Origin of the sequence: Micromonospora coriariae (assembly GCF_900091455.1) — a bacterium.
Classification (GTDB): Bacteria; Actinomycetota; Actinomycetes; order Mycobacteriales; family Micromonosporaceae; genus Micromonospora; species Micromonospora coriariae.
In genome coordinates, this window is the sequence record NZ_LT607412.1 from 5,287,018 (window position 1) to 5,300,684 (window position 13,667).

General features: G+C 72.8%; 6 protein-coding genes. 5 read left to right on the forward strand and 1 reads right to left on the reverse strand.

Annotated elements, in window-relative coordinates; genetic code table 11:
• Positions 1–125 precede the first annotated feature (125 nt).
• The 5 genes from aceB to GA0070607_RS24660 are packed head-to-tail and all read left to right on the forward strand — an operon-like array spanning position 126 to position 7,841.
• Entirely contained in the window at positions 126–1,709 is a 1,584-nt protein-coding gene (gene aceB, locus GA0070607_RS24640) for a malate synthase A (RefSeq protein ID WP_089020294.1), read from the forward strand.
• Between the two features lie 32 nt (positions 1,710–1,741).
• Positions 1,742–3,214, forward strand: coding sequence for an FAD-linked oxidase C-terminal domain-containing protein (locus GA0070607_RS24645; RefSeq protein WP_089020295.1), 1,473 nt, complete (start codon positions 1,742–1,744; stop codon positions 3,212–3,214).
• Positions 3,214–4,500: an FAD-binding oxidoreductase gene (locus tag GA0070607_RS24650; protein WP_231930286.1), complete on the forward strand. Its 1,287-nt coding sequence runs from the start codon at positions 3,214–3,216 to the stop codon at positions 4,498–4,500. The genes GA0070607_RS24645 and GA0070607_RS24650 overlap by 1 nt, the downstream gene beginning before the upstream one ends.
• A gap of 1 nt (position 4,501) precedes the next feature.
• Positions 4,502–5,941, forward strand: a complete 1,440-nt coding sequence (locus GA0070607_RS24655; RefSeq protein ID WP_089020296.1) for a (Fe-S)-binding protein — start codon at positions 4,502–4,504, stop codon at positions 5,939–5,941.
• A 43-nt stretch (positions 5,942–5,984) separates the two neighbouring features.
• Positions 5,985–7,841 (forward strand): L-lactate permease, encoded by a 1,857-nt coding sequence (locus GA0070607_RS24660; RefSeq protein ID WP_089020297.1) that lies wholly within the window; start codon positions 5,985–5,987, stop codon positions 7,839–7,841.
• Between the two features lie 52 nt (positions 7,842–7,893).
• Here GA0070607_RS24660 and GA0070607_RS24665 read toward each other — a convergent pair whose 3' ends face one another.
• Positions 7,894–13,353 carry an ATP-binding protein gene (locus tag GA0070607_RS24665; RefSeq protein WP_089020298.1) on the reverse strand — a complete coding sequence of 1,820 codons (5,460 nt, stop codon included), beginning with the start codon at positions 13,351–13,353 and terminating at the stop codon, positions 7,894–7,896.
• Positions 13,354–13,667 lie beyond the last annotated feature (314 nt).

A 13,667-nucleotide genomic window follows, 5' to 3' on the forward strand; every position in this document is an offset into this window, starting at 1 on the left:
CGCACCGGGGCGACCGCTCCCGGCGACTGTGTCGTCGCTCAGGCGTGACCCGGTGGTGCGAGAACTACAGTCGGCAGGAGCGCGTCCAATCGATCACCACGCATGTCATGGTGAGGAGCGAGCCGATGACTGTCCCCGCCGGCGTCGAGGTCACGGGCCCGATGCACCCCCGGTACGACGAGATCCTCAGCCCGGAGGCGCTGGCCTTCCTCGCCGATCTGCACCGCGCCTTCGACCCGCGTCGCCGGGAACTGCTCGCGCTCCGGCGACAGCGTGAAGCCGAGCTGGCCAACGGCGGGCTGCTGGACTTCCTGCCCGGGACCCGGGAGATCCGCGAGGCCGACTGGCGGGTCGCCGAGCCGGCACCGGGCCTGATCGACCGCCGCGTCGAGATCACCGGACCCACCGACGCGAAGATGACCATCAACGCCCTGAACTCCGGCGCGAAGGTGTGGCTGGCCGACCACGAGGACGCCAACACCCCGCTCTGGGAGAACGTCATCTCCGGTCAGCTCAACCTGCGCGACGCCATCGACGGCAAGCTCGCCTTCACGTCCCCCGAGGGCAAGCACTACGCGTTGCACGACGGCGAACTGGCCACGATCGTGGTACGACCGCGCGGCTGGCACCTCACCGAGAAGCACATCCTCGTCGACGGTGAGCGCACCTCCGGCAGCCTCGTCGACTTCGGGCTCTACTTCTTCCACTGCGCGCGCCGGCAGCTCGACCGCGGCGCCGGACCCTACTTCTACCTGCCCAAGATGGAGAGCCACCTCGAGGCGCGACTGTGGAACGACGTCTTTCTGGCCGCTCAGGAGAGGCTCGGCATCCCGCGCGGCACCATCCGGGCCACAGTGCTGATCGAGACCTTCCCGGCCGCGTTCGAGATGGACGAGATTCTCTACGAGCTGCGGGAGCACTCCGCCGGGCTGAACGCCGGCCGGTGGGACTACATGTTCAGCGTGATCAAGAAGTTCCGCACCCGGGGCGCGGAGTTCCTGCTGCCGGACCGCAACGCGGTGACGATGACCGTGCCGTTCATGCGGGCGTACACCGAACTGCTGGTGCGGACCTGCCACCGACGCGGCGCGCACGCCATCGGCGGAATGGCCGCCTTCATCCCCAGTCGACGCGACCCGCAGGTCAACGAGACCGCCCTGGCGAAGGTCCGCGACGACAAGACCCGCGAGGCCGGCGACGGTTTCGACGGCTCCTGGGTGGCCCACCCGGACCTGGTGCCGATCTGCCGGGAGGTCTTCGACGCGGTGCTCGGCGACCGGCCGAACCAGCTCGACCGCACCCGCGAGGACGTACGCGTCGTCGCCGCCGACCTGCTCTCCGTGGGCGCCACCCCCGGCCCGCACAGCGAGACCGGGCTGCGCAACGCGATCAGCGTCGGCGTGCAGTACCTGGCCAGCTGGCTGCGTGGCTCCGGCGCGGTGGCCATCTTCAACCTGATGGAGGACGCCGCCACGGCGGAGATCTCCCGCAGCCAGGTGTGGCAGTGGCTGCACAACGACCTCACCCTCGACGACACCGGCGCCCGGGTCACCCGGGAACTGGTCGAGCGGATCGCCGACGAGGAGATCGCGAAGCTCCCCGGCGACCCCGGCGACTACGCCGCCGCCCGGGCGCTGTTCATGGAGGTCGCCGTCGCTGACGACTTCGTCGACTTCCTCACCGTGCCGGCGTACGAACGGATGCCCTGACCGACGACCGACCCGACGCGCGGAGGTGGGCGATGAGCACAGCCAGAACGGACCTCGAAGCTCTCACCGCCGCGCTGCGAGCCGCCATCGGCGCGGACCGGGTGATCAGCGACCGACAGCAGCTGCGCACCTACGAGTGCGACGGGCTGGCCCAGTACAAGGTGGTCCCGGCCCTGGTCGCCCTCCCCGCCGACGCCGCGCAGTGCGCCGCCGTGGTCCGCGCCTGCGTCGCCGCCGACACCCCGTTCGTGGCCCGCGGCTCGGGCACCGGGCTTTCCGGGGGCGCGCTGCCGCATGCCGACGGCGTCCTGATCGTCACCTCGCAGATGCGGGAGATCCTGGAAATCGCCCCGTCCGACGAGCGGGCGGTGGTGCAGCCCGGCGTGATCAACCTGGCGGTCACCCGGGCCGCCGCCCCGCACGGCTGGTACTACGCGCCCGATCCGTCCAGCCAGCAGATCTGCTCCATCGGCGGGAACGTGGCGGAGAACTCGGGCGGCGCCCACTGCCTGAAGTACGGCTTCACCACCAACCACGTCATCGGCGTGGAGCTTGTCGCTCCCGACGGCGACCGGGTACGCCTCGGCGGCCGCGCGCCGGACGCCCCCGGCTACGACCTGCTCGGAGCGTTCGTCGGCTCCGAGGGAACCCTCGGCATCGCTACCGAGGTGATCGTGCGGCTGACCCGGTTGCCCGAGTCGGTGCGCACCCTGCTGGCCGCCTTCTCCAGCACCGACCAGGCGGGCGCGGCGACCTCCGCGATCATCGCGGCGGGGGTGGTGCCGGCGGCGGTGGAGATGATGGACGCGCTCGCCATCTCCGCTGCCGAGGAGGCCGTGCACTGTGGCTACCCGGCCGGCGCCGGCGCGGTGCTCATCGTCGAGCTGGACGGACCCGAGCCGGAGGTGGCCGCCCAGTTCGACCAGGTCGTACGGCTCTGCCGGGACAACCGGGCGTTCGAGATCCGGATCGCCGCCGACGACGCCGAGCGGGCGCTGTTCTGGAAGGGCCGCAAGTCCGCGTTCGCCGCCGTCGGGCGGATCAGTCCCGACTACATCGTCCAGGACGGGGTCATCCCGCGCACCGCCCTGCCCGCTGTGCTGCGCCGCATCGGTGAACTCTCCGCCGAACACGGCATCCGGGTCGCCAACGTGTTCCACGCCGGTGACGGCAACCTGCACCCGCTCGTCCTGTTCGACGCGGGCGTCGACGGGCAGACCGAACGCGCCGAGGAGGTCTCCGGCGCGATCCTCGACCTCTGCGTGAGCCACGGTGGGTCGATCACCGGAGAGCACGGCGTCGGCATGGACAAGGCGAAGTACATGCCGCGCATGTTCACCGACGACGACCTGGACACCATGCAGTTGCTGCGCTGCGCGTTCGACCCGGCCGGTCTGGCGAATCCGGGCAAGGTCTTTCCCACGCCCCGGCTCTGCGGCGAGATCCCCGGTCGGCGCAAGGGGGTCCACCCCGCGCAGGAGGCCGGTCTGGCGGAGGCGTTCTGATGTCCGCCGACGCGATCCTCGACCGGCTCCGCGCCGCCGCCCGGGAGACCGCGACCGACGGTCCGCGGCCCGACGGCTCCGAGTCGGTCCGGCCGGCCGGCGAGCACGACGTGATCGCCGGGATGCCCGCCCGCTACGTCGCCACACCCCGCGGCACCGCCGGGGCCGCGACCCTGCTGCGGGCAGCCGCCGCGTGCGACCTCGCGGTGACGGTCCGCGGCGCGGCCACGAAGCAGTCGTGGGGAAGCCCGCCCCGGCGACTCGACCTGATCCTCGACACCACGGCGCTGGCCGGGGTGGTCGAGCACGCCGCCGGTGACCTGATCACCGTGGTCCGGGCCGGCACCCGCCTGGACGAGCTGGCCACCACCCTGGCCGGCGCCCGCCAGCAGCTCGCCCTCGACGCGCCGCTGCCCGGCGGCACCGTCGGCGGGGCGGTCGCCACCAACGCCAGCGGACCTCGCCGGATGCTCTACGGCACAGTGCGCGACCTGATCATCGGGGTCACGCTGGTCCGCGCCGACGGTGTGGTCGCACACGCCGGAGGCAAGGTCGTCAAGAACGTCGCCGGCTACGACCTGGCCAAGCTGGTCACCGGCGCGTACGGCACGCTCGGGTTGATCACCGAGTGCGCGTTCCGGCTGCACCCGCTGCCGTCCGCTGTCGCGTACGTCACCTGTCGGACCGACGACCCGGTTGAGGCGGGACGGCTGGCCGGCGCCGTACGCGCCGCGCAGCTCGTGCCCACCGCCCTGGAGGTGGACGCGCCGGCCGGTGGGGGAGCGTCGGTGACTGTGCTGCTGGAGGGCACCGCCGCCGGGGTGGCCGCCCGGGCGGAGGCGACCCGTCGGCTCCTCGGCGGCGACGCCACCGCTTCCGACGCGCCTCCGGACGGCTGGGGCCGGTACCCGTGGCGGGACGGCGACATCGGGCTGAAGCTGACCGCCGCGCTCTCCGGCGTACCGCGGCTGCTGGCCGACGCCCGGGCGGCGGCCGACCGGCGTGGTCTGCCGCTCGCGCTGCGCGGCTCGGCCGGCGTCGGGGTGCTCTACGCCGGGCTGCCCGGCACGGCCGACCCGGAGCGGGTCGCCGGCCTGGTCGACGCGCTGCGGACGGCGAGCGCCGTCGTCGCCGGGCACACCGTGGTGCTCACCGCGCCCCCGCCCGTGCGGGACCTCGTGGACCTGTGGGGGCCCGTCGACGGTCTGGCACTGATGCGCCGGGTCAAGGAGCGCTTCGACCCCGATGCCCGGCTCGCGCCCGGCCGATTCGTGGGAGGGATCTGAGATGTCCGTTCCCCAGCAGCCCGAGCAGCGGGATCCGGCGAACACGGTCCGGTCCACGGAGACGGCGCCGCTCAGCTCGCCGGGCGGAACGCGGCCGGCCACCGGGCCCCGCGACGTGCTCGGCCTGGCCGCCCAACCGCCCGGCCAGGGCGCGTTCGACGCGCACCACCCGCCCGCCGCCGAGCTCGTCTCGGACTGCGTGCACTGTGGCTTCTGCCTGCCCACCTGCCCCACCTACGTGCTGTGGGGCGAGGAGATGGACTCGCCGCGCGGGCGGATCTACCTGATGAAGGAGGGCCTGGAGGGCGAGCCGCTGTCAGACTCGATGGTCACCCACTTCGACCAGTGCCTCGGCTGCATGTCCTGCGTCACCGCCTGCCCGTCCGGCGTCCGCTACGACCGCCTCATCGAGGACACCCGCCAGCAGGTCGAACGCCGGCACCACCGAGGGCCGCGGGAGCGGGCGCTGCGGGCGGCGATCTTTGCGCTCTTCCCGTACCCGCGGCGGCTGCGGCTGCTGCGCGGTCCGCTGCGCGCGTACCAGGCCAGCGGAGTACGCCGCCTGCTCCAGCGGACCGGGCTGCTGCCCAGGCTGGCGCCCACCCTGGCGGCGCTGGAGTCCCTGGCCCCCCGGCTCCGCAGGCCGGAACGCCCACCGCGGCGGGTTCCCGCGGTCGGCGCCCGGCGGGCCGTGGTCGGCATGCTCACCGGCTGCGTACAGGGTGCGTTCTTCCCCGAGGTCAACGCCGCCACCGCCCGGGTGCTCGCCGCCGAGGGCTGCGACGTGGTCATCCTGCCCGACCAGCAGGGCTGCTGCGGCGCGCTGAGCGTGCACAACGGGCGCGAGGCGGAGGCGCAGCGCTTCGCCCGGCGGATGCTCGACACGTTCGCCGCCGCCGGCATCGACTTCTTCGTGGTCAACGCGGCGGGCTGCGGTTCCACCCTCAAGGAGTACGGCGACCTGCTCCGGGACGATCCCGGGTACGCGGCGCTCGCCGCCGACTTCGCCGGCAAGGTGCGTGACCTGTCCGAACTCCTCGACGAGCTGGGTCCGGTCGCCACCCGGCACCCGCTGCCGGTGACCGTCGCCTACCACGACGCCTGCCACCTGGCCCACGCCCAGGGCGTGCGCGCCCAGCCCCGCCGGCTGCTGCGCGACATTCCCGGCCTGGAGCTGCGGGAGATCGCCGACCCGGAGATCTGCTGCGGGTCAGCCGGGATCTGGAACGTGCTCCACCCCGGGCCGGCCGCCGAACTCGGCGACCGCAAGGCCCGCACCGTACTGGCCACCGGGGCGCGGCTGCTCGTCACCGCCAACCCCGGCTGCCTCATGCAGGTCGCCGCCGCGGTGACCCGCGCCGGCGGCGACATCGCGCTGGCCCACACCGCCCAGGTCCTCGACGCCTCCCTCCGCGCCCGTCCGGTGGAGGAGCTGCTGTAGGGCCGAACTCACCCGCCACCGTCCCCGAGCGTCGAGGTGACCCATGTTCGACCAGTTCACAGTCGTCACCGATCCCGTCAGCGACTCCGTCGCACTCTCGGCGATCTTCGCCGTCCTGCCCCTGCTCACCCTCTTCGTGCTGCTCGGTGTGCTGAAGGTGAAGGCCTGGCTGGCCGGGCTGATCTCGCTCGCGGTCGCGCTGGTGGTGGCGGTCGCCGTCTACGCCATGCCGGTCGGGCAGGCCGTGCTCTCGGCCACCGAGGGCGCCGCCTTCGGCTTCTTCCCGATCCTGTGGATCGTCCTCAACGCGATCTGGGTCTACAACCTCACCGTCGAGAGCGGACACTTCGACGTGCTGCGCCGCTCGTTCGAACGGGTCAGCCCGGACATGCGGATCCAGGCGATCATCATCGCGTTCTGCTTCGGCGCGCTGCTGGAGGCGCTGGCCGGTTTCGGCACCCCGGTCGCCATCACAGTGGTGATGCTGATGGCGCTCGGCTTCCGCCCGATCCACGCCGCCTCGGTGGCGCTGCTGGCCAACACCGCGCCGGTGGCGTTCGGCGCGCTCGCCACCCCGGTCGTCACCCTGGCCACCGTCACCAGTGGCGTCAACGACGACTCCCGGCTCACTGTGGACACCCTCGGCGCGATGGTCGGCCGGCAGACACCGATCCTCGCGGTGGTCGTACCGCTGCTGCTGGTGGCCCTGGTGGACGGACGGCGCGGTATCCGGCAGACCTGGCCCGCCGCGCTGGTCGCCGGCGTGACCTTCGGCCTGGCGCAGTTCGTCGCCGCGAACTACATCTCCGTGCCACTGACCGACATCGTCGCCGCGCTGGTCTCGGCCGCCGCCGTCGTGCTGCTGATCCGCGTCTGGCGTCCGGTCACCCCCGCCGACCTGGGCCGCGAGCCGGAGGCGGCGAGCGTGCCCGCCGCCCGCGAGCCCGCCGAGGCCGAGCTTGCCGACCCGGGCGCCGTCCGCGCCAGCGCCGGCCGCCGCTCCGGTACGACCACCGCCGCCGCGCCGTCGCTCGACGGTCCGGGCGGCGAGACCCCGCCGGGCGATCCGCTGGTCTCCCGCGACGGTCCGGGGGAGCACCGGGAACCGTCCGACGCCGGCCCGCACCGACCGGCTGCCCCCCGGCTCGCCGACACCCCCGCGGAGGTGGCCCGCGCGTACGCGCCGTACCTGATCATCATCGCGATCTTCTCCATCGCCAACCTCGGGGCGGTGAAGGACGCCCTGGCGAAGGAGCCGTGGACGGTGAAGTTCGCCTGGCCGGGGCTGGACATCCTCGGCGGGAACGGCAATCAGCTGTCGTCGGCAACGTTCACCCTCAACTGGCTGCCCGCCGCCGGCACCCTGATGATCCTCGCCGGGGTGCTCACCGCGCTGGTGCTGCGGGTCTCCGCCGGCCGGGCGCTGCGCGCCTACGGGCGCACCTACGTCGAGCTGCGGTACGCGATCGTCACCGTGATGGCGGTGCTCGCCCTGGCGTACGTGATGAACCAGTCCGGGCAGACCAACACCCTCGGCGCGTTCCTGGCCGCCACCGGTGGGGCGTTCGTGTTCCTCTCGGCGATCCTCGGCTGGATCGGCGTGGCGGTCACCGGCTCGGACACCTCGGCCAACGCCTTGTTCGGGGCGTTGCAGGTGGAGACGGCGGCCCGCGCCGGGCTGGACCCGGTGCTGCTGGCGGCCGCCAACTCCTCCGGTGGGGTGCTGGGCAAGATGATCAGCCCGCAGAACCTGGCCATCGCCGCCGCCGCGGTCGGCATGGCCGGCCGGGAGGGGGAGATCTTCCGCAAGGTGTTCGGCTGGAGTCTGCTCCTGCTGCTGTTCATGTGTGTGCTGGTCGCGCTCCAGGGCTCGCCGGTCCTCGGCTGGATGGTGCCCTGACCGCGCACGGCAGGTGGGCCGTCCCCGCGAGGGGACGGCCCACACCGGCCGTTTAGCGCAGACGGGACTCGATCGCGTCGATGATGCGCGGACGCAGTTCGGCGGCGCGAACCACGGCGTCCACCGAGCCGACCTCGACGGCGCGCCGGATGTTGTGCACGCGGTCGAACTCGGTGGCCACCTCGCCGAGCTTCTCCGCGCGTACCGAGGAGCGCAGCTCGTCGAGCTCCGCGGTCAACGCGGCGCGCTCGGTGCCGGCCGCGGCCGCGACCCGGGCCTCCAGGGCCCGTACGCGCGGGTCGGCCGCCGTGCGGGCGTTGACGTCGCCGGCGAACACCACGGCGGCGGCCGGAGCGCCACCGAGCACCGAGGCGAAGGAGCCTTCCAGCGCGAGCACAGTCATGTTCGGGTTCAGCGCCTTCGAGAACACCACGAACGCGCCGCCGTGATAGCGCGAGATCACGCAGAAGACGATGGGCCCCCGGAAGTTCACGATCGCCCGGCCGATCTCGGCCCCGTACTCCAACTGCAGCTTGCGCATCGACTCCGGTGAGCCGTCGAAGCCCGACAGGTTCGCCAGCACCACCAGCGGCCGGTTGCCGCTGGCCGCGTTGATCGCCCGCGCGGCCTTCTTCGACGACCGCGGGAACAGCGTGCCCGCGGTGTAGGTGTCCGGGCCGTCGGTGGGCGGGAAGCCGCGCCGTGGCACCGAGCGTGACTCGATGCCGAGCAGGCACACCGGGATGCCCCCGAGGTGCACGTCCTGCACCACCGCGGTCTCCGCGTCAGCCATGCCCGCCCAGCGTTCCAGCACCGGGTGGTCCTGGTCCGAGAGCGCCCGCATCACCGTCCGGATGTCGAACGGCTTCTTACGGTCCGGGTTGGACTCGGCGGAGAAGATCTCCCCAACGGTGCGGAACGCGCTGCCGGCCACGTCGTGCGGGAAGGTGGAGATGTCGCGGTCCACCGGGTCGGTGGTGGCCGCCCGCCGGGGCGCGTCCTCGCCGGGCGCGACGTACGTGTGGTCGTAGTGCGACATCAACACGTCCCGCGCGGCGGTCAGGTTCGGCGCCCAGTACTGCGCCTGCCCGTTCGGCCCCATCACCCGGTCATAGCCGCCGATGCCGAAGTTGTCCTCCGCGGACACGCCACCGGAGAAGTCGAGCGACTGCTTGCCGGTGAGGACCATGGCCGACTCCGGCGTCATCACCAGGACGCCCTTGGTGTGCATGAGCATCGTCGCCTCGGCGTTCCAGTACGGCTGCGCGCCGACGTTGATGCCCGCGACCACAATGTTGATCTCACCGCCGGCCTGGGTGAACTCGACGATCCGCTTGAGCGCGGCGGCCACCCAGTCCATGTTCTCCGTACCCGAGGTCATGGAGATCCGGGCCCCGGCGGACAGCGCCCACCACTCCAGCGGCACCTCCATCCGCTCGGCCAGGTCCAGCGCGGCGATCACGCGCCGGCACTCCGGCTCCGACAGGGCGCCCAGCGACTTCGTCGGGTCGCCGAGCAGCACGACCCGGGTGACACCCTGCGGATGCCGCACCGTCGGCGTGGTGACCACCCCGGCGACGATCGCGGCGCCGTTGCGTCCCTTCGGCCGGTCCACCGGCACCAGCGCGTGGTCGTCGTCGAGGTCGTGCTCGACGAAGTCACCGAGCCGGCCGGTCAGCTCGTACGGGTACACCGTGTTGCGGCTGCTCGCGCGCAGCACCTTCAACCGGTACTCGTCGAGCGGTTCGACGGGCTCCACCGGCGGCGCGCCGATGGCCAGCTCCGCGCCGCCCGCGGTGTCGAAGGAGATCCGTACGGCGATCTTGGTCAGCTCGCCGGTCCGCCGGTCGCGCTGGCGCGCGATGAACAGGATCTCCTCCAGCCCGGCGCCCGCGGTCGTCGGGCGCACCCGCCCGGCGATCATCTCCATCTCCTCGCGGGTCAGCTCGCTCGGCGGCCAGACGTAGATCACGATCCGGTTGGTGTTGAAGCGCGTCTTCGACGGCCGCCGCGACTGGGCGCGGCGGATCGAGTCGAGGCACGCGGCGACCGCGTCCTCGGTCGTCGGCAACGCGACCAGCCGGCCGTCGTGCTCGCGCAGCTCGGTCAGGTCACGTACCTGCGCGAACGCGACGAGGCGCTCGTCCGCCCGGTTCTCGCGCGCCACGGCCTGGAAGAGGTAGACCTCCTCGTCCGACGACGGCAGCCGGGTCAGGTCGAACTTGTGCAGCCGCTCCAGCTGCATCCGCTGCGCGATGTACGGGTGCAGGCCGCGGATCAGCCGGTCCTCGGTCATCCCCTCCCCGGACGGGCGGAAGGTGAAGTGGTGGTGCATCACCGCTCCGCCGCGACCCGCGACGGTGGTGGTGAGCCGACGGACCCCGGGCGGCAGCGGGTGCGCGGTGATGACCTCGAGCAGCGCCACGGCCATCGCGTCGAAGTCCTCCGGCTGGTTCTCCCAGCCGAGGTAGATGTCGGCGTCGACGGCGTCCTCGCCACTGGCCAGCTCGGCGAGGCCGCGCAGGGCGCCACCGAGCGCGTCGAAGCTCACTGCGGCCGAGACCACGCTCGAGTCCGCGCGCTCGGCGACCACGAACGCGCAGCCCGCGACCTCGCTGGTGCGCACGCTGGTGAGCGCCTTGTTGCCGTAGTACCGCCGGGTCAGCACCTCCAGCATCACCGCGTTGTCGAGGTGGTCACGGACGAGTCGCTGGCCGAGCAGGCGTACCAGGGGCTCGGTGCTGCGTACCATCTCCGCGATGCGCTCGGCGCGGTCCGCCGCGTCCGGGTGCGCGTCCAGGTGCCGCAGGTGTCCACGGACCTCGGCGTAGACGCGGGCGCGGTTGCGACGCAGCAGCGGCTGGGCGAACCAGGCGAACACCACACCACGGGCGAGGTCGGCGACCGCGGGGAAGCGGACCTGAGTCGCCGCCACCAGCCGCTCCAACGCGAGACCGGCGGGCTCACGCAGCGTCTCGTCCGGCGGGGTCTCCCGCAGCCAGGAGCGCAGCAGCGCCGCGACGACCGCCGCGTCGGCGCTCGCGCGTTGCTGGGCGAGGAAGATCCGGAACACGGCGGCTTCGAGCGCGGGCGAGCGCTCCAGGTCGGTGACGCCGTAGTGCCCGAGCGCCTTCGCGAGCTTGGCCTGGAAGGAATCGGGCAGGGCGGCCCGCTCGACGTCGAGGCTCTGCAGGTAGGTGTGGAAGTACTCGCGCGCGCTGCGCACGTGGGCGCCGCTGTCCTCACCCGTCGGCCGGTTGCGGCTCAGCTCGGTGAGGTCGGCGAACACGTCGACGAGGTCGAGTTCCTCGGCCAGTGGCCGGTGACCCGCCTCGGTGGCCTCCCGTCGCGCGGTGAGGTAGTCGTCGAGCACGCGACGATCGTCGTGCGGGTCGACGTCGAAGCCGAGCAGCAGGCCACGCAGGTCCTCCTGACCCCGCCGGCTGCGCAGGTACGCCGGAACCTCCTCGGCGGTCGCGGGAAGGTCCAGTTCGACGGAGACGGCGGCCGGGTCGTCGGTGGTCTCGTCGGCGTCGTCGGCGAGCGGCTCCAGCCGCAGCAGCGGCGCGCCGGCCTCCACCTGGCTGCCCACGGAGACCGCGCACTCCTTCAGCCGCGCCTTGAACGGCGCCCGCAGCACCGTCTCCATCTTCATGGCTTCCAGCACCAGCACCGGTGCTCCCGCCTCGACCTCGGCGCCCACCTCCAGCGGCGTGGCGACGACCAGCGCGGGCATGGGGGAGCGGACGACACCGCCCTCGTCGCGGCTGACCCGGTGCGTCACGCCGTCCACCTCGACCAGGTGGGTCGGCCCGTGCGTGCCGGTCAGCAGGCGGTACCGGGCGCCGTTGACGGCGATCTGGCCGGTGTGCCGGTCGAAGCGGTCGAGTTCGACGTCGGCGGTGCGCACCGCGGCGCCCACCTCGATGCCGACGCGGAACCGGTGCGCGCCGACCCGCGCCACGCGCATGCGGTAGGTGACCCCGCGCAGCTTGAGGTCCAGCGGCCGGCCGCTCTTGTGCTGCACCTGGGGGCGCCCGCCGGACGCCGTCGACAGCAGGCGCTGCCGCTCGACGCTCTCCTCCTCCTCGTACGCCTCGATGGCGGCGGCCGCCAACGCGACTCCGGAGTGGCGGTGCGCGACGAGGCGGCCCTCGCCGCGGACACGGTCGATCCAGCCGGTGTCCGCGCTGGCGTCGATCACCTCGGGCTGGTCGAGCAGGTCGAGCACGAAGCTCTTGTTCGTCGCGCCGCCCTCGATGATCACCGTGGTGTTCGCCATCGCCCGGCGCAGCTTGCCGAGCGCCTCGGCACGGTCGCGGCCGTACGCGATGATCTTCGCGATCATCGAGTCGAAGTCGGCCGGGATGGTGTCACCCTCGCTGACACCGGTGTCCACCCGGATGCCCGGGCCACTGGGCAGGTCCAGCCGGGCGATGCGGCCCGGCGACGGCGCGAAGTCGCGGTCCGGGTCCTCGGCGTTGAGCCGCGCCTCGATGGCGTGCCCGCGCTCCACCGGGGGCTCGCCGTCGAGCCGGCCGCCCGAGGCGACGTGCAACTGCGCCTTGACCAGATCGAACCCGGTGGTCAGCTCGGTGATCGGGTGCTCGACCTGGAGCCGGGTGTTGACCTCCAGGAACGCGAACAGTTGATCGCCGGGGTGGTAGAGAAACTCGACGGTCGCCGCGCCGCGGTAACCGACCGCCAGGGCCAGCCGCTCGGCCGACGTCTTGAGCTCGGCCGCCTGCGCCGGGCTGAGCACCGGCGACGCCGACTCCTCGATGACCTTCTGGTTGCGCCGCTGCACGGAGCAGTCGCGGACCCCGAGCGCCCAGGCGGTGCCCTGCCCGTCGGCGATCACCTGGACCTCCACGTGCCGGGCCCCGGTGACCAGGCGCTCCAGGAACACGATGCCGCTGCCGAACGCCCGCGCCGCCTCCTGGCTGGTGCGCTCGTACGCGTCGTCGAGTTCCGCCTCGCTGGTGATCACCCGGATGCCGCGCCCGCCGCCGCCCGCGGTCGCCTTCAGCATCAACGGGTAACCGATCTCCGCCGCCGCCGCCCGGGCGGTGGCCAGAGTCTCGACGGCCCCGCGGCTCCACGGCGCGACCGGGACGCCGACCTCCTCGGCGATCAGCTTCGAGCCGATCTTGTCACCGAGCTGGCGCATAGCTTCCGCGCTCGGCCCGACGAACGTGACACCGATCTTCTCGCACAGCTCCGCGAACGCCGGGTCCTCGGCGACGAAACCCCAGCCGACCCATGCCGCGTCGGCACCGGTCTCGGTCAGGGCGCGCTCCAGCACCGCGAGATTCAGGTACGGACGGGTGGACGCCGGACCGAGGTCGTAGGCGATGTCCGCCTCGCGCACGAAGGTGGCGGTGCGGTCGACGTCGGTGTACAGGGCGACCGTCTCGATCCGGACGCCGGTCTCCGCGGCCAGCTCTCGGACCGCGTGGATGAGGCGCATGGCGGCCTCACCACGGTTGACGATGGCGACACGGTTGAACACCCGACTGACCCCTTTGGTAGACCATGATCTGCTCGCGGAGAGACGACGGCCCCCCGCAGTGATCCACCCTTCCGTCTGGTGGCTGTCAGCGCCATGGCGCAATCGCCGAACCGCCCGGCCCTCAGTTGTAGGAACCCGACAAGAGTTTTTGGCCACCGGACCGCAAACACACAATCCGTGCCAGGCAGCGTCACACACTGTGCCCCACCGACTACGACGCCCCCTTTGCCCTCCCCACCGCGCCCCCGCCCACCGCGCCCCCTGCCGTGCCCCGCCCGCCCCGCCCGCCGCGCCCCCCGCCGCCCGCCGCGCCG